We start from the raw sequence: 24496 nt of genomic DNA on the forward strand, positions 1-24496 counted from the left end.
TGCATGCCGCTCGTACGGAGGCGGCGGGCATCAGGGAGGTGGCCGGCGCCCGGGCCGACCAGCTCATCGCCGAAGCCCAGGCCGAAAGGGATCAGGCCGCCACCGAACTGGCGCGGCTCCGCGGCAGGGTGGCCGAGGAACTGGCCACCGCCCGGGAGGAGGCGCAGCGGGAACGGGAGCGGGCCGTCGCCGACGCGGCACGCATCCGCGAGCAGGCGCGGGCACAGGCCGCGGCACCCGGCAGCGGTCCGGACGACCAGGCGGGCGCCGAGGACGTCGAGTCCTCTCCGGGGCCGCGGGACCGGTCCGGCGACGACGTCGTGATCCCCCTGGAAATCGCGCTCGAAGAAGCCGCTTTCGGCGTCACCAAGGACGTCGAGGTGGACACCGCGGTCGCCTGCGACAGGTGCGGGAGCCAGGTCCCCCCGGCGCGGAAGTGCGACGTGTGCCGCGGCCGCGGCGAGGTCTCCGGGATCACCCGATCCCTCCTCGGTCAGGTCATGGAATCGCGGACCTGCGCGCGATGCCGTGGCCTCGGCACGGTGCTGCCCGAGCCGTGCCCGCAGTGCGCCGGCGAGGGGCGGGTGCGCTCGCGCCGCACCCGGACCGTCCGGCTTCCCGCCGGTATCGACAGCGGTACCCGGATCCAACTGGTCGGCGAGGGCGCGGCCGGGGCCGGCGGCGGCCCGCCCGGCAACGTGTACCTGGAGATCCACGTGCGGCCGCACGAGATCTTCGAGCGCCGCGGCGACGACCTGCACTGCACCATCACCATCCCGATGACCGCGGCCGCGCTCGGCACCATGATCCCGCTGGAGACGCTCGACGGCGCGGCGGAGGTGGCCATCCGGCCAGGCACCCAGTACGGCCGGACCATCCCCTTCCCCGAACGGGGCGTCACCCACCTCAACGGCGACGGCCGCGGCGACCTCGTCGTCCATGTCGAGGTCACCGTCGCGGCCGGGCTCGACTCCGTCCAGGAGGACCTGCTGCGCCGACTCGCCAGAGCCCGCGGCGAGGAGCACCCGACCGGTGAATTGACCCCCGGGGCGCAGGGGTTCTTCTCCCGGCTGAAGGACGCCTTCAACGGCCACCAGCCCATGTGAGCGTCTGCGGCCGGGGCGCTGCCGTCCCGTCACGGTCGCATGCGGCGCGACGTCTCGGCAGGTCAGCCGGCGGGACGTCCCGTAATCCCCTCAAGTCCTCGTCGCTGCTGGCCGATCGCTGGCGGTGACCGGCAGTCTCGATGGTGCACGACGGACGGCGCGGCCCACCCGGTGGGACGGTCCGTACCGGCCGGCGGCCGCGCCGGCCGGCAGGACCGGGAGCGTGCCGCGCCGGACCCCTCGACCATCGACGGGGTGCCGATCGGATCGGAGATCCGACCGGGCACCCGAGAGAGCGGGAACCATGACGAACAGGAAGACGGCGGCGGCCCTGGCCGCAGCAGCGCTGACCCTCGTGCTCGGCGCCACGGTGCCGGCAGCGGCGGCGCAGGCGCCGGGAGTTGCCACGGCGGGCGTGTCGGCGGCGTCGCGGACGGGGACGTTCTACGGTACCTACCAGCACTCCGACGGATGCGTGTACCTGCGGTCCGCAGCCGGGTACCACTACCTGCTGGTGGGCTACACGATGGGCGGCAACGGCGGCCTGTACAAGAAGGGCGGCGGCTTCATCGCCTACCCGGGCTGGCGGATCGCCGCGCACGGCACCCAGTACAACAAGTCCGGCACGACCGTGTGCACGACGTGGGGCGCCTACCGCCGCATCAAGGCGACGTCCATCCACTCCTACTGAGCCGGCGCCGGTGAGGGGGTGGGCCCCTCCCCCAGTGTGACGGTCCCGCAGCCCCGCTCCTCCCCTCGCGGATCTTCCGCCGCGCACGCGTGCGCCGGCGCGGCCTTCCGCTCGTCAGGGGGTGGGCGGGGGCTGCTTGTAGGGGCGGACGGCCTCCGCGGTGGCGGCCATCGCCTCGGTGGACTGGTCGTAGGTGCGCTGGGCGACCGCGACGTACAGCAGGTCGAGGACGGCCATCTGGGCATGCCGGCTGAGGATGCTCGCGTGGCCGGGGGCGTCGGTGGGGACCGCGGTGGTGAGGAGCAGGTCGACGCGGCGGGCGAGGGGTGAGCGGGGGTCGTTGGTGAGGGCGATGGTGGTGGCGCCGCGGGCGGCCGCCTCCGCGGCCAGGTCGGTGACCTCGCGGGTGGTCCCGCTGTGGGAGATGGCGAGCATGACGTCCAGCGGGCCGAGCAGCGCGGCGCCGGTGAGGGAGACCTGGGTGTCGCTCCACGACCAGGCGGGGACGCCGATCCGGAAGATGCGGTGCTGGAACTCGGTACCCATCCCGGCGCTGCCGCCCGTGCCGCAGATCTCCACCCGCCGGGCGCCGGCGATCGCCGAGGCGGCCCGCTCCACGGCGGGCAGGTCGAGCCGGTCGAGGGTCTCACCGACCGAGTGGCGGACCGCGGCGGAGATCGCGCCGGCGACCTGGGCGAGGCCGTCGTTCTCGGAGATCTGCCGCCCGATGTTCTCCTGCCACGTCTCGCGCCCGGTGCGGCCGCTGTCCGAGGCGAGCGCGATGCGCAGCGCCGCGTAGCCGGGCAGGCCGAGCGACCGGCAGAAGCGGGTGATGCTCCCGGTGGACACCCCGCACGCCTCGGCGAGGTCGAGGATGGTCATCCGGGCGACGGAGGCGGGATCGTCGAGGATCAGCGCGGCGGTCGCGCGCTGCGCTTCGGGCAGTTCGGGCATGAGCCCGCGGATGCGCTCGACGACTCCGTCGTCGGTGGCATCGAAAGCTGTACGCATGGGGGCGATTCCTCCCGGACTGGCGGAGAATTATTCTCCGTTACCTCCTTTCGGCGTGTCAACGCCGCTGAACGACCCTTGACTTGGCTGGTGGCTCACCTGCAGAGTCCTTCGGCGGAGAATAATTTTTCTTCGACGGGAGCATGTGATGACATCGTTGGACGAGGATCGCCCCGGCGGCACGAGGCGAACCGCACCACCGCCGGCGTGGCGGCGACACGCCGCCGCCGTTCTGAGGAGACCCTCGGCAGGGGCCGCCGCGGTCTGCCTGGGGCTGACCGCGGCACTGCTGGCCGGCGCGGGCACGGGTACCGCCTCGGCCGGCACCGCGCCGGCCACCGCCACCGCGGCAGCGGACTCCGCGACGCCCGCGCTGATCCCGGCGCTGGACAACTGGAAGGCGGCGGACGGCTCGCTGCGGCTGGGCCCCACCTCGCGGATCGACACCGACGCGGCGAACCGCGCGACGGCGGTCACCCTCGCCGCCGACCTGCGGGACGCACACGGCTGGCGGCTGCCCGTGGTGGGCGGACCCGCCCGGCCCGGCGACATCGTGCTGCGCACCGACGCGAAGCGCACCGACCTGGGGGCGGAGGGGTACGAGCTCGGTGTCGGCGCCGAGGCGAGCGTCACCGGCCGCACCGGCGACGGCGTGTTCTACGGCACCCGCACCATCCTCCAACTGCTGGCGACCAGCGCGGCGTTGCCGCACGGCAGCACCACCGACGTGCCCGCCGCACGGGAGCGCGCGGTCGGCGTGTGCGCCTGCTACACGTACAACACCGACGCCTGGTTCGACCGCCTCATCAAGGACATGGCGTACCTGAAACTCAACACGCTGCACCTGGAGTTGAAGGTCCGCAACGACGAGTACCCGGCCGTCAACACCTTCTCGTACTACACCAAACCGGAAGTGCGCGCGCTGGTGGCGCTCGCCGCGAAGTACCACATCACCGTCATCCCGGAGATCAACTCGCCGGGCCACGTGGACCCGTACATCACGCCGTACCCGGATCTGCAGCTCACCAACGCCGACGGCGTGAAGGACCCGACCCGGCTGGACGTCACCAACCCGGCGTCGTTCACCTTCTACACGCACCTGATCGACAACGACCTGAGCGTGTTCCCCGGGCCGTACTTCCACATGGGCGCGGACGAGTACATGGTCAACTCCGCCTACGGCAACTTCCCGCAACTGCTCACCTACGCGCGGCAGAAGTTCGGGCCGAACGCCACGGCGCAGGACGCGTACATCGACTTCGTCAACCGGGTGGACGCCTACGTCCGTTCCAAGGGCCGCACGCTGCGCATCTGGAACGACGGCCTGACCGGTGACAACACCGTCCCGCTCAACAAGGACATCGTCATCGAGCACTGGCTGCCGGAGAAGGTCACCACGCAGCAACTGCTGGACGACGGCTACCAGGTGATGAACGCCACCGACGCCTGGTACTACGTCAGGGGCGGCTACCAGCCCGACGCCGAGCGGCTGTACGACGCGGACTGGTCGCCGCTGGACTTCGCGGACCAGACCGTCACCGACACCGGCTCCCGCGTGACCGGCGCCGAGTACATGGTCTGGCCGGACAACTACGGCAAGGAGAACGAGAACGCCGTCCAGAACGGCATGTTCACCTCGCTGCGCGCCTTCGCCCAGGGCGTGTGGGGCAGCCCCCGGCCCACCGCCGACTACACCGGCTTCACCGCGCTCGCCAATGCGCTGGGCCACGCGCCCGGTTGGGGTCCGCAGTGGGTCCAGCCGCTGCCGGAGGGCAGCTACCGGCTGAGCGACTCGGGTGGCGCGCTGTCCGCTCCGGCCTCCTCCACGGGCGCGGCTCCCGCACCCGGAACCGCGCTGATCACCGGCCACAGCGCGGGCACCTGGCACCTGGTGCCCACCTCCGACGGCTACTACCAGCTCGTCGACACCGACGGCGGGCTGTGCGCCGACATGAGCCGCGGCACGACGAACAACATGCACGTGGTGGAGCAGGCGGATGCCGGCGCGACCGCGGAGAGCTGCGTGGCGAGCTCCGAGAGCCAGAAGTGGCAGCTGGAACCCGTGCCCGGCGGCTACCGCGTGGTCAACGCCATCACCCAGCTCACGCTGCAGTCGCCGCGTGCCTGGGGCCCGGTCGTCCAGGAGCCGCGCGACATCGCGACCGGCGACGTGTGGCGGTTCACCGCGGTGAAGGGGCAGTCATGATCAGCCGCAGGGACGTACTGCGCGGCGGGACCGCCGCGACCGCGGCCGTCGCGGCGGCCGGCCTCACCGCCGGCCGGGCGGGCGCCGCGCCCGCACCGGGATCCGCGCCCGCACCGGAATCGGCACCCGCCGCCGCCTCGACCGTCACCTCGGGGGGCACGGGAGCGATCCGGCCCGCACCGATCATCGCCGTCGACCCGGCCGACACGCCGCAACGCATCGTCGCCAAGGCCGCCGCCGTCGTACCGCGGCCACCGCAAGTGAGCTGGCAGCAGCGGGAGGTGACGGGGTTCACCCACTTCGGGATGAACACCTTCACCGACCGCGAGTGGGGCTCGGGCTGCGAGGACGAGGTGACCTTCGCCCCGACCGCCGTCGACATCGACCAGTGGATGGACGCCTACCGGGCGGCCGGCATGAAGCAGGTCATGCTCACCGCCAAGCACCACGACGGGTTCGTGGTCTACCCCACCCGCTACACCAACCACAGCGTGATCGCGAGCCCGTGGTGGTACCGCGACGGCGGCCCGGACGCCACCGCCCGCGCCGCACGGGCCACCGCCACCGCTCAACGGGGCGACGACTACGCGGCGTTCTGGCGGATCCGCGGAGAGGGCAACGTCAATCCGGCGGGCGACATCCTGGGCACCTACCTGGCGGCCGCCCGCAAGGCCGGCCTGAAGGTCGGCGTCTACCTCTCCCCCGCCGACGGCGCGGAACTCCCGCACGCCTGGCACGAGACCTTCGTGGCCGGGATCGTCGCCAAGCACGACGCCGGCGGTCAGCTGGACACCGAGGAGCAGTCGACGTACGACGACCGCGACCGGGCCCCGTCGGGTATGGGGCGCTACGGCAGCGGCAGCGCGGTCACCGCGCGGACCGTCCCCACCCTGGTCGAGGGCGACGACCGGGCCGAAGCGCTCGCCGCCGGCCGGCTGCCCCGCTTCCAGGTCATGGCGGACGACTACAACGCCTACTACCTCAACCAGCTCTACGAGCTGTTCACGCAGTACGGCCCCATCGACGAGCTGTGGCTCGACGGCGCCAACCCCTGGACGTCCAGCGGGATCACCGAGACGTACGACTTCACCACCTGGTTCGCGCTGATCCGCGCGCTCTCCCCGGACACCGTCACCTTCGCCGGGCCGCAGGGCACGCGGTGGGTCGGCAACGAGGCGGGGCAGGCGCGGTTGACGGAGTGGAGCGTCACCCCGGCGACCGCCGACCCCGCCACGGCACACGGCGAGGGGCTGCTGCCGAACGGGGCGCAGGCGGAGGACATCGGCTCGGACGCGGCGATCACCGCGCCCGGGGTGAAGTTCCTCCAGTGGTTCCCGGCCGAGGCGGACGTGTCGATCCGGCCCGGCTGGTTCTGGCACGCGTCCGAACAGCCCAAGACCGCCGAGCAGTTGACGGAGCTGTACCGCACGTCCGTGGGGCGCAACGCCGTACTGCTGCTCAACGTGCCGCCCAGCACCGGCGGCCGGGTCGACGACGCGGATGTCGCCGCGCTGACGGGCTTCGGACGCGCCGTCGCCGCGACCTACGGCCGCAACCTGCTCGCCGGGGCCCGACCCGGCTCGCTGGCACGGACGTTGACCGACGGCCGGCTGGAGACCGCGTGGTCGCCGTCGGGCGGCGCGGCGACCGGCTCCTTCGAACTGCGCCTGCCGAAGGGCCTGTCCTTCGACCAGGTGCGGCTCGGCGAGGACATCCGGCGCGGGCAGCACGTCGAGGAGTTCACGGTGGACGTCTGGGACGGGACGGCCTGGACCACCATCGCCGAGGGCACCACCATCGGCTACTCCCGGATCCTCGCGGTGCCCGCGCAGAGCGCCGCCCGGTCCCTGCGGATCACCGTCGGCCGCGCCCGGGCCACCCCGCGCCTGGCGATGCTGGGGCTGTACCGCACGCCCGCGTAACCCGGTACGGGGCGGGCCGGCGCACCTCGCCCGGCCCGCCCCGTTTCCGGCAACCCGGACCCTGACGCCCACACGCCGGCGTCAGGGTCCGGGTTGCCCCATGCGGGGCCCGCGGCGGACCGTGCCGAAGGGCTTGACGTAGGAGAGCACGACGGTCGCGATCAGCACGCAGCAGGCCGCCCCGGCGTCGCGGACCAGGCCGGTCGGGTCGGCGACGGGCTGCCCGGCCAGGGCCGACGAGGCCGCATCGCCCAGGCCCGGGACCAGCACGAGCGCGCCCAGGACGGTGCCCGCGGCCGTGAACGCGAGGCTCAGCGCCACCCACCAGTGGCGCAGCAGGCCCCACGGGGTGAGCAGGCCGAGCGCGACGCCGGTGGCCAGTGCCAGCACGGCCAGCGGCAGGAGCAGCAGCTCGCTGATCAGGTGGGCGGCCGGGTAGACGGTGACCGGGTCGCTGCCCAGCCGGCCCGCCGCGGCCAGGACCAGCACGGCGGCGTCGCTGCCGAGCAGGCCGATCGAGACCGTCACGTGCACGGCCCGCAGCGCTCTGCGCCACCGGGGCGGCAGCCGGGTGCCACGGCGGCGGGGGCGGCTCGCCCCGAGCGGGGCGGGTTTCGGCGGCTGGGTGTCCACGGTCTCGCGTCCTCGGTGTCCGGTGTGCGTCCTTCCGGGTGTCGGGCGGACGTCGCCTACGATCCTGGACCCGATCGGCGCGGAGATCGTCGTCCCGGGGGCGGCACGCGGCCTACTCCGCGGGAAGTACCGGGCGACCGGTGAGGACACCCGCGAAAAGACACCCGGGCCCCGGCCGCGCCTCGTGCGGCCGGGGCCCGGGTAGGCGGGCGGCGGGGGTCACAGCAGCAGGTGGTAGTCGCGCGGGCTCCACGCCGCCAGCGCCTGCGTTTCGACCAGCGCGGCCTGGGCGTTGACGGCGAGGCCGCCGTCCGTGGGCAGCAGGCCGGTGGCGGGGTCGACCGTCGCCCACAGGGTGTCGGCGTACTCCCGCTGACGGCGGCGGTAGCTCTCGTCGGGGTGCACGGAGTGGAGGAGGAAGAGGTTCTTGAAGAACGTCACGGCGCCCGGGACGTCGGAGGAGAGGGTCGGGCTGGAGCCGTAGACCTCCAGCGCGGTCCCGGCGATGTCGATCGCCTGCGTGAGGTAGGCGCGTTCGCCGGTGGCCAGGTGCAACAGGGTCGCCGCGCCGAGCATGTTGCCCTGGTTGTACGCCAACTGGGCCGTGTTCACGGTGCCGTCGAGGTCGACGTGGTCCCAGTACAGGCCGTTGGGGGCCCGCAGGTAGCGGTCGACCCAGGCGAACTGCCGGAGCGACCGGTCGAGGTGGGTCCGCTTGCCGGTGAGCAGGTACAGGCGGCTGGCGATCTCCGAACCGAGGCCGTTGGAAACGGTGTTGCGGTCGTGGCTGTACGTGGCCTGGGTCCAGAACGTGCCCCCGGGGTCGGGGTGGCTCGGGTCGTCGTCCCAACCGTAGGCGACCAGCGTGTTGATGAGCTCGGCACGCCTCAGGGCCGCCCTGTCCCCGGTCGTCCGGTACTGCTGCAGGGCGGCGAGCGCGAGCCACTCGTTGTCGTCGTAGAAGAGGTCGCCGCTGCCGCCCAACGGGGGCAGCACGTAGGAGGCGTAGCCGGGCGGGCTGGCCGGGGCGGGTGGGCTCAGCGGGTTGGCCGAGGCCGGTGCCGGATTGTAGTAGGCGGCCAGCGCCTCGTCCCGGTCCCGCAGGGCCGAGGCGTAACCGCGGTCGAGCCGCAGCAGGTCGAGCGTGGCCGTGATGACCCCGGCGTACGGATACACGTACGCGTAGGGGTTGTCGCCGGGCTGGGCGGGGAAGTTGGGCGCGTAGAGCTTCGTCTTCGCGTCGTAGAAGGTGCGTTGCAGGGCGTCGTACGCGGTGACCGCGCGCTGCGCGTACGCCCCGGGGGCGGCCGGTGACCCGGGCGTCCGCGCGAGCGCGGGTGTCGCGGACAGTCCCAGTGCGAGCGAACCGCCCGCGACCAGGGCGGCCCTGCCGAATGTCCTGCGGCTCGGGCGTGATCCGGATCGATCGTCGATGGACAACGTCGTCAACTCCTCGTCCTCGCAGGGTCGATGGGTTCGAATTGCGCCGCGCACCGCGGGCCGCCGCCCGTCTCGCCGGGGAGGCGGCGGCCCGCGGTGGTGGCGTCGGGGCCGGCGGGTGTCAGTCCGCGCAGGTGAGGACGGCCTGTCCCCAGTCCGCGTGGTCGAAGGCGTTGCCGTCGCCTCCGTCGCCGACGGACAGCGTCAGCGTGTGGACGCCGGTGACGTCCGCGCCGAGGTCGACCGCGGCCTGGCCGCCGACCACCACGCCGGTGGCGGCGAGTTGCTTCCCGTCGCCCTGCACGATGAACGTCACGCTGCCCTTGCCGGCCACCTCGTCGTCGACACCGACCTTCGCGTCGAAGCGGGTGCAGCGGCCCTGGATGTCGACCTGCACCTGGGAGGTGGCGTTGGCGCCCAGCCCCTTGGAGTAGACGGTGCCGTCGACGGTGAGCGGGTTGCCGTCCTGGGCACCGGTCTCACCGTTGGACCGGTCGCGCTCCACCGGCCCCCAGCCGTTGGTCTGGCTGAGGAAGGGCAGATCGCTGGCGTAGACCGTGCCGTGCAGCGGGATGTCGACGTGGACGACCTGCTCCACGTGGACCGGCGGGGCGTTCTTCCCGGCGGGGTTGGCGTACTCGACCCAGACGGGCACGTCCACGGCGCCGCCCGGCTGGTCCTTGCCGACCGTCACCGTCCAGTCCCCGCCGAGCACGTGGCCCGCGCTCAGGGATCCCGCCGTGACGTCCCGGCCGGTCGCGGTCCAGCCCGCGGGCAGCCGGTCGCGGTCCAGCGTCATCCGCACACCATGCAGCGCGGCGCCCTGCGGCAGCGTGAACTGCGCGTCGACCGTGATCTGCGCGCCCGGTGCCGCCGTCGTGGTGGACGGGTCCAGGACCAGGCTGGTGGACGGCGCGGTGACGACCGGCTCGTCGCAGTCGGTGCGGCCCTTGACGGCCGGGCAGACGATCGCGGCGAAGCCGCCGTTGGCGGCCGCGGGCACGCTGAGGGCGTCCGCGGAGGTCACGGTGCGCACGGAGCGCTGCAGGCTGCCGCCGTTGTCCTCGACGGTCTGCAGCAGCCACGTCCCCTTGCCGAGGAAGCCGAGCGGGGCCTTCATGGTGTCGCTCGCGCCGGCCAGGATTCCGCCGACGAACCAGCGGTCCCCGCTGCGGCGTGCCATGACGACCTGCCGGTCGCCGGCGGCCTGCTGCTCCGGGCTGCCGGAGACCAGGTGCGTCTCGTCCCAGACGGTGGGCAGTTGCTCGAGGTACTCCTCGGCGAGCGGCTGCGCGGCGAAGCCCTCGGGGTTGTCGCCGAGGCTGGTCCAGCCGGACTCGAAGACCACCGGCAGCGCGAGTTCGCGGGCCAGGGTGTCCTGCCGGCCGGGCCGGGAGAACCAGGTGGGGGTGTAGTCCATCGACCCGACGACGTTGCGGGTGAAGGCGAGGAAGATGTCGCGGGTCGGGTTCTGCCCGTTCTCCTCACCGCGGACCGCCTCGACGCTCATCACCTGCGGCCAGGTGCGCTGGAGGCCGCGCGGGATGGTCGCACCGTGGAAGTCGATCATCAGCTTCAGCTTCGCGGTGTCCTGGAGGATCGCGTCGTACCACTGGAAGGTGGACTGGGAGTCGGAGTACATGTAGTCGACCTTCACGCCCGCCACGCCCCACGCCTTGACCTTGGGCAGCCAGGCGTCGCGCTGGGCCTGGGTCTTCAGGTCGTTCCAGTCGAACCACAGCAGCACGTTGACGCCGCGGGCCCGTGCGTAGCGGACGAGTTCGGGGACCCAGCTCTCCTGCCAGCCGGCGTCCACGAGCGTGTACTCCAGGCCGTGGGCGGCCGCGTAGTCCACGAAGTCCTTCTGCCGGTCGAAGTTGCCGGGGCTGTTGCCGTCGCTCAGCCAGGACCAGTCGTCGACGCCGGGCCGGATCCAGGAGGTGTCCTTCACCTTCGACGGCGGCGCGAGGTCGTTCACCAGCGTGGAGCCGACGAGCGTGTCCAGGCTCCCCACGATCGCGGTGCGCCACGGCGTGCTCAGCGGTCCGGTCGAGGTCACGGGCGCGTCGTCCGCCAGCGCGACGGAGTACGACGTGCTGCCGTCCTTGTGGTCGAGGTGGCTGCCGGAGTAGCGGCCGTCGACGTCGGCCTCCGTCAGCAGGACGTAGCTGCCGCCGACGTCGAAGAGCGTGGGGTAGCCGAAGGAGCAGGTGTCGCCGGTGCAGGTCTTCGGCTGCGCCTCGTTGGCGGTGCCCGCGGTGGTCTCGGTGCGCTCGGTCTCGTAGCTCGGCTGGTACGGCTGCACCCACGCCTTCGCGTCCGTGGGCACCTCGAAGGTGGAGGCCTCGGACTCCACGGTCACCTGGCCGGAGCCGCCGAGCTGGTACCGGTAGGCGACTCCGTCGTGGGAGACCCGGACGACGACGCCGAGGCTCGCGCCGTCAGCGCCCCGGAAGGTGAAGGTGGCCTCCTGCATCGTGACGGACTGGCGGAGTTGCTTGCCCGTGGTCATCGTGTAGGACTCGTGGACGGTACGTTCCCGCTTGCTGACGAAGCTCAGGCCGGTGGTCAGGTCGTGCGCGTCGGTGCGGATGCCGAGGCGTCCCGGCAGCAGGACCGGCAGCCCGTCGCGGTCGACCGCGAGGCGCAGGTCGCCGGCGCTGTCGACGCTCAGTTCGGCGCTCAGATCGGTGTGGGCCGGGCCGGTCACCGTCCATGTGCCGTCGGCGTGCGGGTCTCCGGCGGAGGGTGCCGCAGCGATGGAGGACGCGGTGGAGGGGGCTGCCGCCGCCACGACCAGCGCGCCGGCCGCGAGCGCGGCGGCGGCCGTCGCGGCCACCGCCCGCCTCAGTCCTTGACGCCTTTGACAACGTTGTCTCATTCGTTCCTCTGCCCTTTCAGCCACACTTCGGCGGGCGGCCGGGTTTCATGGGCGCCGCCGCCTCGGATGACAGGTACGAACAACATCGAACGTTTCTCAACGAAACCCTGCACATGAGACCCCCGTCGGCTGGCGAGGTCAAGGGTCCGGACCGGATCGGCGGTCGACCGCATCCAAGGAGGGGCGGGCAAAAGCGACATGGGGTGATCTGGCGGCGGTGCGGGGTTGGCTGACACCGCGTCAGGGATGGGGCGGGCGGGGCCGGCCGTGAGGGAATCCGCCGCCTTCCGAGGGAGCCGCCGGACTTGCCTCCGGTGACGCCTTGTCAGGGCGGGAGGACGTGGGAGGTTGTGGCGCGGGTTCGGCTCGGAAGGACCCCGCCTCCACCCGCAGGTCGACCGATTCATTCTGCTTTGTTCGCTCGATGCCGGCCTCGGTATCTGGTTGCGGAGCGCTCACTCCATAACTGTTATGTTCTGCCTGGTGGTCGCTGGAGTGACGTCGACACTGGCAGCGGAGGGTGGCCCGGGAATGGGGACGGACGGCAACACGTTCGGCCGGTTGCTGCGCGAGGTACGGCAGCGCTCGCTGCTGACGCTGGAGAGCCTCGCGGAGACGTCGGGGGTGAGCGTCCGGGCGATCAGCGACGAGGAACGCGGCCGGTGCCTGCCGCGACGCGCGACGCTCGGTGAGCTGATGGACGCGCTGGACCTCGACGAGGTTCAGCGGCGGCGGCTGGTGCAGGCTTCCACGCGGCACGCGGTCCGGGTACCCCAGCAGTTGCCACCCGACCTCGCGGCCTTCCACTGCCGGGAGGAGACGCCGCGGATCGTCCGCGGGCACAGCGAGCAGGCCGCGGCGAAGGGCGGCCACGTCGTCATCTCCGCCATCGGCGGCATGGCGGGCGTGGGCAAGGCGGCCCTCGCCGCGCACTGGGCAACATGGTGCTGGAGTGGGTGCGCTACGACGAGGTCATGGGGCGCTGGACCGAGGAGATCACCGCGGCCCGCATCGCGCTCCGCGACGCCTGCGCGCTCGACCACCCCGTCGCCGTCGTCATGAGCGGCTACAACCCGGCCCGCGCGCTGATCGAGACGGGACGTGCCGACGAAGCCCGCGAGCCGCTCGACCTGAGGGTCGGTCACCTGGACCGGCAGCCGCACGAGGCGCGCGCCCGCACCGATCGCCTTGCCGGCCGGCTGTGCAGCCGCACGGACCGCAATCCCGAGGCCCTGCAGCATGCCCGGAACGCGGTGGCGCCCGCCCGCGAGCCGGGCCGGCGCGGCAAGTGGGGACGCGCGCTGACGGACGCCGGCTGGGAACTGGCCGCGCTCGGCGCGTACGAGGAGGCCGTCCCCGGTCCGCGGGGAGGCCGCGCGCCGGGAACCGCTGGAAACCAGCTCGGCCGCCGCACCCGCACCGCACGTCCGAACCACCCACCAGGAGCAGGAACATGAGTTTCGACGACCACCGCGTGGTCATCACCGCCGCGGGCCGCGACTTCGGCCGGACCCTTGCCATCCGCCTCGCGGACCTCGGCGCCGAGGTCTTCCTCTCCGCGCGCACGCTCGCTGCCGCCGAGCGCACGCGGGACGAGATTCGCGAGCGGGGACACCCGCGGGTCCACGCCTTCGCCTGCGACCTGACGGACCCGGCCTCGATCCGCGACTTCGCCGCCGAGGTCGGCCGGCGCACCGACCGCATCGACGTGCTGGTCAACAACGGCTCCCGCTACCTCGAAGGCCCCGACCTGCTGTCCGCCGCCGACGCCGACATCGTCGACACCCTCGCCTCCGGTGCCACCGGGACCGTCCTGACCGTGAAGAGCTTCCTTCCCCTCCTGCTCGCCTCGGACAAGCCGGATGTGGTGACCATGATCTCCGCCTGCGGGACGGCCGGTCATCACCGCTCGGACGCGCACGACGCCTTCTACGCCGCCAAGAGCGCGCAGGCGGGGTTCGCCGAGATCCTGTCCAGGCGGCTGCGGCCGCAGGGGGTGCGGGTGATCTCCCTCTACCCGCCCGACTTCGACAACCCGGACCCGCTCTCCGCGGAGTGGGATACCACACCGCGCGGAGCCCAGGACGCCCTGACCTCCCAGTCGCTCGTGGACTGCATCCTCTTCGCCGTCGCCCAGCCCCGCGACTGCTTCATCAAGGCGTTCCACTTCGAACAGGTCTGATTCGAACGGGCCCGACCGCCCCGGGTTACGTCAGCGGGCACCGATGAGTTCGGCGCCGTCGAACGGTCCACCGGCGACACGTCCGTTCTCGACAGGAGTGCCATGTCCACCATCCAGCCAGTGATCATCACGGCCGACCACGACGTGCTGCTCGGCTTCTACACGGAGCTGTTCGGCGCCGAGGAGATCTTCCGGGAGCCGGCGGAGGGCCCGGCCTTCTACGTCGGCCTGCGCATCGGCGACACCGACCTCGGGCTGGTGGCGAGGGACGACGTCGACGCCGGGGCGGCGCCGCGGATCCTGCTCAGCATCGGTGTGGACGACGTCGAGGAGACGCTGGGCCGGGTGACGGCGCTGGGCGGCTCGCTCCACGGCGGCCCCAACGACATGCCGTGGGGACAGCGCGTCGCCCACATCAAGGACCCCGACGGCAACCCGGTGAACCTCACCCAGCCTGTCCCGCCCCGGTGAAGGGCACGCAGCGCGGTGGAGGAGGGCCGGTCCGTGCCGGAACGGGTCTCCATTGGCGGCCGAGGCCACGCGGGAGGACCATGGATTGCAGGGCGAAACAGGTGTGCACTCCCACGGGCCCGGTGCCGGCTTCGGTGAGCGTGACCTCATGGCGCGGGGGCCCGACCCCAGCGGAGCGCACACACCTGTGGGGGGCGATTCGCGCCGGCCGCCTGGCGCCCCGGAGGCGGGCCGCACCCACCCGAACATGTGAAGGCGAGCCATGTCGCACCATCTCGACTCAGCGGCAGCCAGGGCGGACGCCCGGTTGAACATCTCCGATGTCTATCTCTTCCGGGGCGATCGCGGAACGGTGTTCGTGATGAACGTCTGTTCCGACGCGGCCGGACCGGACGCGCCCAAGGGTTTCCGTCACGAGGCGCACTACGACTTCAACATCGACAGCACCGGGGACGCCGTCCAGGACCTCGCGTACCGCTTCAGCTTCGAGGCCGCGGAGGCGGACGGCGGCCAGCGGTTGGAGTTGCGGCGCCTGGAGGGCCAGCAGGCCGCCGACGACCATGCCGACGGGACCGTACTGCTGTCCGGTCCGGTCGAGCAGGAACTCCGGGCCGACGACGGCCTCAGGGTGTGGACCGGCCGGGCGGGCGACCCGTTCTGGATGAACCCCGAGGTGGTGGAGGCGGTGGGCCAGGCGTTCCAGCACGGCACCGACGTCGAGGTTCCGCCCCAGGACATCACGCAGGTGTCCAGCCTCTTCTCCGGGCAGAAGATACACTCCATCGTTCTGGAGGTGCCGGACGCGGGGCTGCGGCCCCTGACGGAGCGGCCGGACATCGGCGTGTGGGCGACCACGACGCTCGCCACCGACGCCGGCGGCTGGCACCGCATCAACCGGTGCGGGCTCCCCATGGTCTCCCCGATCTTCGCGCAGTTCGACGACGAGCTGGCCGAGAAGCTCAACCAGACCCCGCCCGCGCAGGACGAGGAGGCCTTCGGGGACGTGATCACCGAGCGGGTGGCCGCCGTCGTCGCCGCCCGCGGCACGGCCTCCGATCCGCAGAGCTACGGCAGGGACGTCGCCCGGCGGCTGCTCCCCGACATGCTGCCCTACGAGATCGGCACCCCCGCCGTGTTCGGCTTCGACAGGTTCAACGGCCGGGCGCTGAACGACAATGCCGGCGAGGTGATGTTCTCCCTCGCCACCGACAGCGCCCTGAGCATCGGCCTCTCCCAGGACGCGGTCGACTCCCCCGCGACCTCGTACTTCCCCTACGTGGCTCCCGCGATCTGACGGTTGTGCCGCGGGATCGGTCGGGGCCGGCTCCTTGCATCTCCCTTTGCCCGCCGGTTCGTTCGTGGGTGCGCTCGCTGGTCTAGCCTGGGGGCGGCGAGTTGCTCGGCGAGTCCGTCGTTCGGGTCGGACGGTGTCGAGGACGAAGCAGCGGGGAGGGGCCCAGCGGTGCCGTATCTGCCGACGACCGCGGCGCGCGAGTTCAAGGACCCGAGCCTGTTCGGCACCGCGGGTTCGGCGAGCACCCTTGCGTTCGGCGCGGACAGCCGGCTGCTGGCGCTGGGCGGTACGCGGCGGACGATCGACCTGTGGGACGCCTACGAGGCCCGGCAGGTGGGCGAACTGTCCGGGCACAAGCGCTCCCTGCTCCAGGGCACCGTCTTCTCGCTCGCGTTCAGCCGCGACGGGCGACTGCTCGCCAGCGGGGGCCAGGACCGGACGGTCCGGCTGTGGCGCGTGACCGACGGCGCGTGCGTCACCGTGTTCGACGGTTTCACCGGCTACCTGCAACGGCTCGCGTTCAGCCCGGCCGGGACGGTCCTCGCCGCCTCGGACAAGGACTCCGTACGGCTCTTCGATCTCGCCTCGGGCTCGGTCCTGCCGCTGGGGTTGCCCGAGGGCGGGGTCAACGGGCTCGCGTTCGCCCCGGACGGCTCGCTGCTGGCCGTGGCCCTCGGCGGCCGGGAGAGGCGCGGCACGCACCCGATCGTGCTGGTGGATCCGGTCGGCGGAACGGTCGTACAGACCCTCGGCGAGGGTGATTTCCTGGCCCGCGCCCTCGCCTTCAGCCCCGACGGCCGGCTGCTCGCGGTCGCGCCGCGGGAGGGCGGCCGGGTACAGCTGTGGGACACCGCCTCATGGCAGGTCGCCCGCACACTGAAGGTCGGCTCCCCCACCGTGTACGACCTCGCGTTCAGCTCGCAGGGCGCACTCGGCGCTGCCGTCGGCAACCGGGTCCGCCTGTGGGACCCGGCGGCCTCCGAGGCGAAGCCGGCCGCGGCGAGGGTGCCGTACCGGCGCTCGGCCCTGGTGGAGACGTTCGCGTTCAGCCCGGACGGGCAGTCGCTGGCGACGTGCAGGAGAGGACTGAGCGTCCGGATCTACCGCTGATCATCCGGTTCACCGTCCGCAGCACGTGGGCCTCGCGAGCAGCGCCGTACCGGCGGACCCTCCGGTGAGAACACCCGGAAACGCCGGGAAAACCGAGAACGGAGCCTGGCCGGTTGAGTACCCGCGACGACGCGTCGAAGCCCTTGCGGCCCGTGGGGGCGAGCCTGCCGAGCGGTGTCCTGGCGGACGTCGTGGACGCGGAGCCGCTCGGCGGCGGAGCGGCCAACGACGTCTGGCGCCTGACGCTCGCCGGCGGCACCCGGCTGGTCCTCAAGGCCTCGACGGGTGTGGCTCCCGACCTGTACATCCGCGAGGCGGAGGGATTGCGGGCCCTGCGTGCCCAAGGGGGCCTGCTGACACCGCGCGTGGTCGAGGTGAGCCCGGCGCACCTCCTGATCGAGGCGCTGGAGCCGGCCCCGACGGACGATCCTGGCTTCTGGGAATCGGCCGGCCGCGCGGTCGCCGGACTGCACTCCGTCCGAGGAGACCGGTTCGGCTGGCCCACCGACGGCTGGCTCGGTCTGCTGCCGCAGGAGAACGCGTGGGCGGACGACGGCCACGCGTTCTTCGCGGTTCGGCGGATCCTGCGCTACGTGCGCGAGCCGAGGGTTCGCAGCGCCCTGGGACCCGGTGACCTGGTGGGTCTGGAGAGCATCTGCGACCGCCTTCCGACGCTGATCCCGGCCGCCCCCGCCGTGCTGAACCACGGGGACCTGTACCGCGGGAACATCGTCTCCACCGCGGGCGGTGAGCCCGCGTTCATCGACCCGGCGGTCTGCTGGATGTGGGCCGAGGCGGACCTCAGCATGACGTACTGCGTCGACCGTCCCCCGGAGCGCTTCTTCGCCGCGTACCAGGAGATCCGTCCGCTGGAGGACGGCTGGCAGGATCGTATGCCACTGCTGCACCTGCGCGAACTGCTCAGCGTCGTCGCCCACTTCGATGGGGTGCCCGACTGCGTGGCCCGGATCCGGGAGACCGTCCGCCGATTCTCCTGACCTCCGCCCGCCGCCAACGGCCCCCTGACGGACTCAGGATGTGACGGACGTGTGCGGCAGCGCTTCGGCTTCCGGCCGGCGCGGAAAGGCGAGGAGTGCGCGGTCGACGACGCGGTGGAGGTCGTCCCGGGCGACGCCGGCCGCGGCCTGGACCGCGAGTCCGGCCGACACGGTGCTCACGTACTTCGCCAGGGCGGCGGGATTCTCGGAGGCCGGCAGGTCACCGTCCGTGATCGCCTGTGCGAAGCGTGCCGCGAACCGTGCTTCGCCGTCGGCGCGCCGCTCGGCGAGGTACCGCACGACGCGATCGTCGTCGGGTGAGGCCGACAGTCCCCCTTGGATCGACAGGCAGCCCGCGGGCTTGCCCGGCGTCGTCACGGCGTCGACGTTGTCCCGGAGGTAGCGGCCGGCGGTCTCGTACGCCGTCGGTGCGGCCAGCGCGGTGGTCACGTAAGCCATGTCGATGCGGGCGTACCGCTCGACGGCGAGCTTGAACGTCTCCTCCTTGGTGCCGAACGCACCGTAGAGGCTCGGCCGGCTGATGCCCATGGCCCTGGTCAGGTCGCTCAGGCTGGTGCCGGAGTAGCCCTGCCGCCAGAACACGTCGATCGCCCTGTCGAGCGCGTCCTCCATGTCGAACTCACGGGGCCTGCCCCTCTGCGCCACGGCCGGACCTCCCTTCCGAGCCCATTTAACTACCAACGGGAACAGAAGGCCGACCCCGCTCCACCACGACACCGGTCATCGGAGCGCCTGGTTGCCCCCGCGGAGCCGGCCGGCCGACCCGGTCACCCTCCCCACGGAACCGGATCAGCAGGCGGGGCAACCGACGGGTCAGCTCACGGTCAGTACGATCTTGTCGCGCACCCCGCCGGACGCGAGCAGACCATGTGCTTCGGCGGCCTGCCGTACGGGAAGTGAGCGATGCCGTTTCAGCCGGAGGGTCCCGGCCGCGAGCATCGGCATGGTGACGGCGAGCGCGTCGGGCGCGCGGCCCGGTCCGGGCTGTGACATCAGGGCTCCCGCGGCCGCCGCTCCAGCCGGATCGGCGAGCGTGACGACCCGCGCCGGATCGCCGGTCGCCCGCACGGCCTCGGCCAGTCCCCCGCGGCCGGCCGCATCGATGACGGCGTCGACCCGGTCGGAAAACGCCGCCACGCGGTCGAACACGCCGTCCCCGTACGGCACGAACGCGGCACCGAGTTCCTCGACGAGCTCCTTGTCACGCGCGGCGGCCGATGCGATGACCCGCAGGCCCCAGGCGCGGGCGAGTTGCACGACGATCATGCCGACCGACCCCGCGGCCCCGAGAACGACCAGCGTCTGCCCCGCGGCCGCGCCCACCTCGCGCAGGGTTCCGACCGCGGCCTCGGCCGAGGCCGGCAGCGCCGCCGCCTCGGTCCAGCCGACCTGTGGCGGTTTCGGGAACCACACGGGCGTCGCGACCAGCTCGCCGTACCCGCCTTGGCGCGGGAGGTAGGCCGCGACCTCGTCACCCACGGCAACGCCCTCCACACCCGCACCGACCTGCTCGACGACACCGGCCGCCTCGAATCCCAGCACCGAGCCCGGGCCCTGCGGGAACACCTTGGCGAGCCGCCCCGCGCGGATGTTGAGGTCCGTGGGCCCCACACCCGCGGCCCTCACCCGGATGAGCACGTCGCCCGGAGCCGCGACCGGAGCCGGAACCTCCTTCCATGCGAGCACCTCGGGTTCGCCGAAGCCGGTGATCACCATCGCGTAGGACATCTTCTTCGCTCCTTCTCCCCGTCGTCGGGTGCTTCTCTTTCCGCCCTGCCGCTGCCCGTTCAGATCTGGCTCGCGCCGCCGTCGACGTAGAGCTCGGCTCCTGTCACGAAGGAGCTTCGCGGGCTTGCGAGGTACAGCACCGCCTCCGCGATCTCCTCCGGGGTGCCGAGCCGCTGCATGGGCACCCCGGCCGCGAGGTTGCCCAGCAGTGCCTCGGCCTGCGAGGGCTCGGCCGCCAGACCGCTCAGCCCGGGCGTCGCGATGGGGCCCGGGGCGATGGAGTTGACGCGCACGCCGCGGCCGACGAGTTCGGCGGCCCAACTGCGCGCGAAGCTGCGGATCGCGGCCTTGGACGCGGCGTAGACGCTGAAGGACGGGCTGCCCTTGACGTCGATGTTCGAGCCGGTGAGCACGATGGAGGCGCCGGGGTTCAGCAGCGGCAGCGCCTTCTGCACCGTGAACACGGTGCCTCCGACGTTCGCCTCGAAGGTGTCGGTGAAGTGCTTCCACGTGACGTCTTCGAGGGCGGCGAACTCGCCGCCACCCGCGTTGGCGAAGACGATGTCGAGGCCGGCGCCGCGCTTCGCGATGACGCCGAAGACCGCGTCCAGGTCGTCGAGGGACGAGATGTCGCCGCGTACCGGGGTGACGGCGTCCCCCAGTTCGGCCTTGACCGCGTCGAGCTTCCCCTGGTTCCGCCCCGTCACCACCACGTGCGCGCCCTCCGCGACGAACCGGCGCACGACCGCCAGCCCTATACCCGAGGTTCCGCCGGTGACGAGCGCGGTCCTGCTGTCGAGTTCTGCCATGACCCTGTCCTCCCAAATTTCGTACCGCTCGGTACAAAATAGGAGCGTAGACCTCCCGTCGTCCCTGGTCAAATTTTTGTACCGATCGGTACTTTGAAAGTACGAGGATCGCACGAGCGGGTTCACGCGTCACGGCAGCGAGCGCGTCAGCCAGACCACCTCACCGTTCTCGACGGCGCGTTCCAGGCGCCGACGGTCGACCAGAGCCGTTTCCGGCCGGTGGCGATCGCGGCGTCGAGCACCGCGGCTGGTCACGCCCCCACTCTGCCCCCGGCCCATCCCGCGCCCCGGCGGCGGCGCATCCGCATCGGGCAGAGGACGGGGCTTGATCAACAAGGGTGAAATTCGCGCGGCTCGGGCATGTGACGAGGGAATATGCGAGGCCGGCACGTGTACATCTGTCGACGAGCCCCGGTGAACCCAGGGGCTCCCCCTCTCGACGACATGAAGGAGATCTCAGTTGAGCAAGCGCGCGGTGAAGTGCGGTCTCGTCGCAGCGGCGACTGCGGTGATGCTGGTCGGTTCGGGCGGCTTCGCGTCGGCCGCCGGCACGGGGACCATGGACATCGTGCAGGGCCAGTTGGTCACGCTCCCCGCGTCGCCCGGCGGCGGGTACGCGGGGACGGCGGCCGCCTCGGCCACCTGCCCCGCCGGGGAGGTCCTCACGGGCGGCGGCGCCGAGGTCAAGGCCGGGAACTCGTACGTCCAGCGGTACAACCTCGCGGCGAGCCGGCCGATCGGCGGGGAGACGTGGTGGGCCTACGGCACCAACTCCGACACCACCAACCCGGGCACCCTCCAGGCCTTCGCCGTCTGCGCGAAGACGACCAGCCTGGACGTGGTCCACACTCCCTGACGTAGCGCACGCAGGAGGGGCGGCACCCTCGGAGGGTGCCGCCCCTCCTGCGTCGGGGCGGGTCGCGCGAAGTGGTGAGGAGCCGTGCACGTTCTGGCGACTCCGGCTCGCCGCCCGGCACTACGGTCGTTCGCTGCACGCCTGTCCCGCGCGACCCCGACATCGGGAGGCATCCATGAGACTCAGCAGGCGCTTGACGGCCGCGGCCGCCACCGGCGTGGCCCTGGCGGGAACGTTGATCCTCGCATCCGGCCCGGCGCAGGCCCAGACGGCGGCGCCCGCGTTCTCCTGCCCCTACGGCGCGCTGTGCATCTACGGCAGCGACGGCGGCTGGCACACCCCCTACTTCTTCTGCCAGACCTACAACACCGCGGCGGACGGGTGGTACGTGACCAGGTACAACAACAACGAGACCACGAACACGGTGGCCGAGATCCGGAACGACTCGGGTGCCGAAATCGATTCCACGGCCCCCAGCGGCGAGCACGCCATCGACCCCGCCCTCAACATGGACCACTTCAAGCCCTGCTGAACGGTCCTGCCATCCAGCGCCGATCCGGACCGCGCCTCCCGACCCGTCACGCCCCTTGACCGAGCAGGAGGGCCAGCGCCCCGTCGAGCAGCAAGGGGACGAGGAGGAAGGGCAGCATCAGGTGCGGACTCCAGGCGCGGACGGGCGGGTGGTGGACGGTAGCCGCTTCGGTCATGCAGCGGAGCAGCAGCCTGCGCGCGTGGTGGCCGCCACGGTGTCGGTGGCGGATGTTCCCCCTGAAGATCGGGGGCCTGATCCGTTGCCCGTCCACGGTCTCGATGACGAGGTCACCGCGGTCGACCACCACACGCGAGACGTCCTCCACTCGGACGCGCCGCACCATGAGCGGGTAGTGGACGCTGATCACCCCGGCCTCCAGGCGGATCACGAGCATGCTGCCGACCTGCAGGAAGAGCCAGGCGCACCCGGTGAAGAACGTTGCGGCGACCGCGCGCGACGGCAGGCTCGGGTCGACTCCGGGATCGACCTGCGCCAGCACCCCTGCGGCCGCGAACACGCCGTAGGCGACGCGGGTGAACACCTGCGTGCCGCGCCCGCCGATGGCCGTCGCGGTGGCGCTCCCTAGTGGCCGGGGTTCCACAGGGGGTGGCCCGGTTGCGGGGCAATCAGGGCGGTGAGGAAGGGGTCGTGGGCGGTGCGGGCGCGGCTCAGGAAGGGGACGGCGACCATCGCGTAGCGGTGCCGGTCCGCCTTGTCCCACACCACGACCGGCCACGCCCGCCGGGTGTCGGGGTCGGGGTCGGACGGGCGGCGGGAGGAGGGGCCTGGAGGCATGGGCGCGGCGGGCATGCCGGGCGGCGGGAACGGTACTCCCGGCGGGACGCCATCGGCGGCCGGCCGGTGCGGCGGCGGTCCGGGTATGCGGCCCTTGCCCTGCTCTCCGGATTCCGATGGTCCCCGCCGATCCGCCACAGCGACTCCCCCACGTGCTTCCGCCGACCCCGGATTCCGAGGAATCCACCGTACCGACGGTTACCACCCGAAGGCCGAACTCCCGTGCATCGCTGCCGACTTGACACACAGCGGCCCCGAGAACTCCACCGGCCGCACACCGGCGCAGCGGGTTCACCGGCGCGCTCCGATCACCGGGCGAGGGCCAGCCACGCGGTCACCGCCGCGGTGACGACGAGCCCGATGTTGAGCCCGATCCTGCGGTCCCCACCGGTCAGGTGGACGGGGATCGCGCCGGCCTGCAGGAGGACGAAGCCGATGGCGGCGGCCGCCGCCAGCCGGGGGGCGATGCCGGTCAGCGGGGGAAGGATCAGGCCGGCCGCGCCGAGTATCTCGACCGTGCCCAGCGCCCTGACGGCGGGCAGCGGTACGCGGTCGACCCAGGCCATCATCGGCCGGAGCCGGTCGCGGCTGCGGGCCACCTTCAAGGCGCCCGAGTAGACGTAGAAGAGGGCGAGCAGCCCCGCGACGATCCAGAAGGCGATGTTCATGGTTCCCGTTCGTGATTCCCGTTGCGGGTCACCGGTTGCCGGGAACCCGTCGATGGCACGAGTGCACCGCCGCGACACCGCCCGTGTCCAAGACCCCTTCCGCGGTGCCGATACCGGCTGGGTATCGTGGCAGCGTGGAGCTGGAGCTACGGACCTTGCGGTACTTCGTGGCGGTCGCCGAGGAGCTTCATTTCGGCCGGGCCGCCACCCGCTTGCACATGAGCCAGCCGCCGCTGAGCCGGGCGATCAAGCACTTGGAGGCCGACGTCGGGGCCCTGCTGTTCGCCCGCTCACCCGGCGGCGTCACGCTCACCGCGGTGGGCGCGGTGCTGCTCGACGAGGCGCGGGCGCTGCTCGACCACGCCGAGCGGGCCCGGGTGCGCGTGGGTGCGGCGGCCGGCGTCGCGACCCTCACCGTCGGCATCCTGGGCGACGGCACCGACCCGGGGGTGTCCCGGCTGGCCGCCGCCTACCGCCGGCGCCACCCCGGCATCGACATCCGCGTCCGCAACACCGACCTGACCGACCCGACGTGCGGGCTGCGTGCCGGCGCGGTCGACGTGGCGCTGACCCGGGCGCCGTTCGACGAGACCGCCCTGCGGGTGCGTGCGCTGCGGACGGACCCGGTCGGCGTCGTCCTGCGGGCCGACGACCCGCTGGCCCGCCGCGACCGGCTGCGGCTGGCCGAGCTGAACGACCGCCCCTGGTTCCGGTTCCCGCGCGGCACCGATGCCCGCTGGCAGTCGTACTGGAACGGCGGCCGGCCGCGCGAGGGCCCGGTCGTGCGCACCGTCCACGAGTGCCTGCAGGCGGTGCTGTGGAACGGCACGGTCGGCCTGGCCCCGCTCGGCCACGACCTGCCCGCGGAACTGGCCGGGGTACCCCTGGTCGACATGGCACCGAGCCGCATGGTGGCGGTGTGGAACGAAGGCGACGCCAACCCGTTGATCCGTTCCTTCCTCGACGTCGCGACCGCCGCGTTCCGCCACTGAACACCGGGAGCCGCCGGACCGTGCGGGGCCCCGGACCGCGCGGTACGGCCTGCCGTGGCTCGGATCCGTGCCGGCCGGGCTCGGACCTGGCGCCGGAATCGTGCTCGCCCCGGCGGCGCTCCGTCCGGAAGGACGTTTGCTCCGCTATTG

The 24496-nt window shown here is 72.4% G+C and carries 23 protein-coding genes and 2 pseudogenes; 14 read left to right on the forward strand and 11 right to left on the reverse strand.

What is annotated here, in order from left to right:
• Positions 1-281: 281 nt before the first annotated feature.
• Positions 282-1106, forward strand: a pseudogene (locus C4U44_RS43020) (DnaJ C-terminal domain-containing protein); the annotation flags it as partial.
• A gap of 304 nt (positions 1107-1410) precedes the next feature.
• Positions 1411-1797, forward strand: a complete 387-nt coding sequence (locus C4U44_RS35935; protein WP_103890288.1) for a hypothetical protein — start codon at positions 1411-1413, stop codon at positions 1795-1797.
• A 114-nt stretch (positions 1798-1911) separates the two neighbouring features.
• Here C4U44_RS35935 and C4U44_RS35940 read toward each other — a convergent pair whose 3' ends face one another.
• Positions 1912-2808, reverse strand: a complete 897-nt coding sequence (locus C4U44_RS35940; RefSeq protein WP_103890289.1) for a MurR/RpiR family transcriptional regulator — start codon at positions 2806-2808, stop codon at positions 1912-1914.
• Positions 2809-2956: 148 nt separating this feature from the next.
• Here C4U44_RS35940 and C4U44_RS35945 point away from each other — a divergent pair, with 148 nt between their 5' ends.
• Entirely contained in the window at positions 2957-5014 is a 2058-nt protein-coding gene (locus C4U44_RS35945) for a family 20 glycosylhydrolase (RefSeq protein ID WP_103890290.1), read from the forward strand.
• Positions 5011-6936, forward strand: coding sequence for an alpha-L-fucosidase (locus tag C4U44_RS35950; RefSeq protein WP_103890291.1), 1926 nt, complete (start codon positions 5011-5013; stop codon positions 6934-6936). Before C4U44_RS35945 ends, C4U44_RS35950 begins: the two co-directional genes overlap by 4 nt.
• Before the next feature lie 81 nt (positions 6937-7017).
• Here the strand turns inward: C4U44_RS35950 and C4U44_RS35955 are convergent, their stop codons facing one another.
• From C4U44_RS35955 to C4U44_RS35965, 3 genes are all read right to left on the reverse strand, one after another.
• Entirely contained in the window at positions 7018-7569 is a 552-nt protein-coding gene (locus tag C4U44_RS35955; protein ID WP_103890292.1) for a hypothetical protein, read from the reverse strand.
• 219 nt (positions 7570-7788) lie between these two features.
• Complete coding sequence (locus tag C4U44_RS35960) at positions 7789-9018, reverse strand: glycoside hydrolase family 76 protein (protein WP_160145180.1); 1230 nt, start codon at positions 9016-9018, stop codon at positions 7789-7791.
• A 112-nt stretch (positions 9019-9130) separates the two neighbouring features.
• A complete protein-coding gene (locus tag C4U44_RS35965) occupies positions 9131-11848 on the reverse strand; it encodes a glycoside hydrolase family 97 catalytic domain-containing protein (RefSeq protein WP_235032611.1) in 2718 nt (905 codons plus the stop codon).
• Positions 11849-12421: 573 nt separating this feature from the next.
• Between C4U44_RS35965 and C4U44_RS35970 the strand changes: the two genes are divergently transcribed.
• The 7 genes from C4U44_RS35970 (at position 12422) to C4U44_RS36000 (ending at position 17945) form a co-directional block, all read left to right on the forward strand.
• Positions 12422-12952: a helix-turn-helix domain-containing protein gene (locus tag C4U44_RS35970; RefSeq protein ID WP_103890295.1), complete on the forward strand. Its 531-nt coding sequence runs from the start codon at positions 12422-12424 to the stop codon at positions 12950-12952.
• Complete coding sequence (locus C4U44_RS35975; protein WP_103890296.1) at positions 12865-13347, forward strand: hypothetical protein; 483 nt, start codon at positions 12865-12867, stop codon at positions 13345-13347. The genes C4U44_RS35970 and C4U44_RS35975 overlap by 88 nt, the downstream gene beginning before the upstream one ends.
• Complete coding sequence (locus C4U44_RS35980; protein ID WP_103890297.1) at positions 13344-14072, forward strand: SDR family oxidoreductase; 729 nt, start codon at positions 13344-13346, stop codon at positions 14070-14072. Before C4U44_RS35975 ends, C4U44_RS35980 begins: the two co-directional genes overlap by 4 nt.
• Before the next feature lie 102 nt (positions 14073-14174).
• The gene (locus C4U44_RS35985; RefSeq protein WP_103890298.1) at positions 14175-14543 is read left to right on the forward strand and encodes a VOC family protein; all 369 of its coding nucleotides are present in this window, start codon (positions 14175-14177) and stop codon (positions 14541-14543) included.
• A 262-nt stretch (positions 14544-14805) separates the two neighbouring features.
• Positions 14806-15837, forward strand: a complete 1032-nt coding sequence (locus C4U44_RS35990; protein ID WP_103890299.1) for a DUF4331 family protein — start codon at positions 14806-14808, stop codon at positions 15835-15837.
• Positions 15838-16005: 168 nt separating this feature from the next.
• A complete protein-coding gene (locus tag C4U44_RS35995; protein WP_160145181.1) occupies positions 16006-16947 on the forward strand; it encodes a WD40 repeat domain-containing protein in 942 nt (313 codons plus the stop codon).
• Between the two features lie 113 nt (positions 16948-17060).
• Complete coding sequence (locus tag C4U44_RS36000) at positions 17061-17945, forward strand: fructosamine kinase family protein (RefSeq protein WP_200823526.1); 885 nt, start codon at positions 17061-17063, stop codon at positions 17943-17945.
• A 33-nt stretch (positions 17946-17978) separates the two neighbouring features.
• Here the strand turns inward: C4U44_RS36000 and C4U44_RS36005 are convergent, their stop codons facing one another.
• From C4U44_RS36005 to C4U44_RS43735, 4 genes and pseudogenes are all read right to left on the reverse strand, one after another.
• Positions 17979-18611, reverse strand: coding sequence for a TetR/AcrR family transcriptional regulator (locus tag C4U44_RS36005; RefSeq protein ID WP_200823527.1), 633 nt, complete (start codon positions 18609-18611; stop codon positions 17979-17981).
• Between the two features lie 168 nt (positions 18612-18779).
• Positions 18780-19694, reverse strand: coding sequence for an NADP-dependent oxidoreductase (locus tag C4U44_RS36010; protein WP_103890302.1), 915 nt, complete (start codon positions 19692-19694; stop codon positions 18780-18782).
• A gap of 59 nt (positions 19695-19753) precedes the next feature.
• Positions 19754-20503 carry an SDR family oxidoreductase gene (locus tag C4U44_RS36015; protein ID WP_103890303.1) on the reverse strand — a complete coding sequence of 250 codons (750 nt, stop codon included), beginning with the start codon at positions 20501-20503 and terminating at the stop codon, positions 19754-19756.
• 129 nt (positions 20504-20632) lie between these two features.
• Positions 20633-20748, reverse strand: a pseudogene (locus tag C4U44_RS43735) (GNAT family N-acetyltransferase); the annotation flags it as partial.
• A 215-nt stretch (positions 20749-20963) separates the two neighbouring features.
• On the opposite strand from C4U44_RS43735, the gene C4U44_RS36025 reads away from it, so the two are divergent.
• Both C4U44_RS36025 and C4U44_RS36030 read left to right on the forward strand, forming a co-directional pair.
• Positions 20964-21359 carry a hypothetical protein gene (locus C4U44_RS36025; protein WP_103890304.1) on the forward strand — a complete coding sequence of 132 codons (396 nt, stop codon included), beginning with the start codon at positions 20964-20966 and terminating at the stop codon, positions 21357-21359.
• A gap of 175 nt (positions 21360-21534) precedes the next feature.
• Positions 21535-21891: a hypothetical protein gene (locus tag C4U44_RS36030; RefSeq protein WP_146088424.1), complete on the forward strand. Its 357-nt coding sequence runs from the start codon at positions 21535-21537 to the stop codon at positions 21889-21891.
• Positions 21892-21937: 46 nt separating this feature from the next.
• Here the strand turns inward: C4U44_RS36030 and C4U44_RS36035 are convergent, their stop codons facing one another.
• From C4U44_RS36035 to C4U44_RS36045, 3 genes are all read right to left on the reverse strand, one after another.
• Complete coding sequence (locus C4U44_RS36035) at positions 21938-22432, reverse strand: hypothetical protein (RefSeq protein WP_146088425.1); 495 nt, start codon at positions 22430-22432, stop codon at positions 21938-21940.
• 41 nt (positions 22433-22473) lie between these two features.
• Positions 22474-22701, reverse strand: coding sequence for a hypothetical protein (locus C4U44_RS36040; protein WP_103890307.1), 228 nt, complete (start codon positions 22699-22701; stop codon positions 22474-22476).
• 293 nt (positions 22702-22994) lie between these two features.
• Positions 22995-23354, reverse strand: coding sequence for a DoxX family protein (locus tag C4U44_RS36045; protein ID WP_103890308.1), 360 nt, complete (start codon positions 23352-23354; stop codon positions 22995-22997).
• A 140-nt stretch (positions 23355-23494) separates the two neighbouring features.
• On the opposite strand from C4U44_RS36045, the gene C4U44_RS36050 reads away from it, so the two are divergent.
• On the forward strand, positions 23495-24346 hold the full coding sequence (locus C4U44_RS36050; protein ID WP_235032616.1) for a LysR family transcriptional regulator: 852 nt from the start codon (positions 23495-23497) through the stop codon (positions 24344-24346).
• The last annotated feature ends 150 nt before the right edge of the window (positions 24347-24496 follow it).

The organism is Actinacidiphila yanglinensis, assembly GCF_900107965.1.
Taxonomy (GTDB): Bacteria; Actinomycetota; Actinomycetes; order Streptomycetales; family Streptomycetaceae; genus Actinacidiphila; species Actinacidiphila yanglinensis.

Coding starts and splice junctions, on each gene's coding strand:
- C4U44_RS35935 (WP_103890288.1), top strand. CDS start 1,411: ATGACGAACAGGAAGACGGCGGCGGCCCTGGCCGCAGCAGCGCTGACC.
- C4U44_RS35940 (WP_103890289.1), bottom strand. CDS start 2,808: ATGCGTACAGCTTTCGATGCCACCGACGACGGAGTCGTCGAGCGCATC.
- C4U44_RS35945 (WP_103890290.1), top strand. CDS start 2,957: ATGACATCGTTGGACGAGGATCGCCCCGGCGGCACGAGGCGAACCGCA.
- C4U44_RS35950 (WP_103890291.1), top strand. CDS start 5,011: ATGATCAGCCGCAGGGACGTACTGCGCGGCGGGACCGCCGCGACCGCG.
- C4U44_RS35970 (WP_103890295.1), top strand. CDS start 12,422: ATGGGGACGGACGGCAACACGTTCGGCCGGTTGCTGCGCGAGGTACGG.
- C4U44_RS35975 (WP_103890296.1), top strand. CDS start 12,865: ATGGGGCGCTGGACCGAGGAGATCACCGCGGCCCGCATCGCGCTCCGC.
- C4U44_RS35980 (WP_103890297.1), top strand. CDS start 13,344: ATGAGTTTCGACGACCACCGCGTGGTCATCACCGCCGCGGGCCGCGAC.
- C4U44_RS35985 (WP_103890298.1), top strand. CDS start 14,175: ATGTCCACCATCCAGCCAGTGATCATCACGGCCGACCACGACGTGCTG.
- C4U44_RS35990 (WP_103890299.1), top strand. CDS start 14,806: ATGTCGCACCATCTCGACTCAGCGGCAGCCAGGGCGGACGCCCGGTTG.
- C4U44_RS36010 (WP_103890302.1), bottom strand. CDS start 19,694: ATGTCCTACGCGATGGTGATCACCGGCTTCGGCGAACCCGAGGTGCTC.
- C4U44_RS36015 (WP_103890303.1), bottom strand. CDS start 20,503: ATGGCAGAACTCGACAGCAGGACCGCGCTCGTCACCGGCGGAACCTCG.
- C4U44_RS36030 (WP_146088424.1), top strand. CDS start 21,535: ATGAGACTCAGCAGGCGCTTGACGGCCGCGGCCGCCACCGGCGTGGCC.
- C4U44_RS36040 (WP_103890307.1), bottom strand. CDS start 22,701: ATGCCCGCCGCGCCCATGCCTCCAGGCCCCTCCTCCCGCCGCCCGTCC.
- C4U44_RS36045 (WP_103890308.1), bottom strand. CDS start 23,354: ATGAACATCGCCTTCTGGATCGTCGCGGGGCTGCTCGCCCTCTTCTAC.